1 protein-coding gene is annotated in these 313 nt (G+C 51.1%); it reads right to left on the reverse strand.

Translation table 11 applies throughout. The features are described from left to right. Nucleotides 1-313, reverse strand: a 313-nt coding sequence (locus tag LKK83_RS02420; protein WP_324629198.1) for a choice-of-anchor Q domain-containing protein, incomplete at both ends; no start/stop codon positions are given.

A 313-nucleotide genomic window follows, 5' to 3' on the forward strand; every position in this document is an offset into this window, starting at 1 on the left:
AAGGTTTTGCTAACGGGTGTCCCTTCGCTGGTGGTTCCGATATCTATTGCGGTTGTGCTGTCATCGGGAATATCGGTAGTGTTGTCTAATACTTGGATTTCCGGTTGATTGATTTGTAGTTCAAAGGCACCGATATCGGCAATTTGGGTGCCATTGTTATCCCCATCAATGGGACGCGGTAAACCCCGTTGGTCTGTGGCGGGTGCGCTTGCATTATCTCCGGCATCTATGGCGGGACTTCCGGGGAGTAAAGGATGTACCAGTCTACCGTTTATTTCTTGTAGGGCACCGAGTTTCGGGTCGGCGATCGCGA

Source organism: Phormidium sp. CCY1219, assembly GCF_035615515.1.
Lineage (GTDB): Bacteria > Cyanobacteriota > Cyanobacteriia > Cyanobacteriales > Laspinemataceae > CCY1219.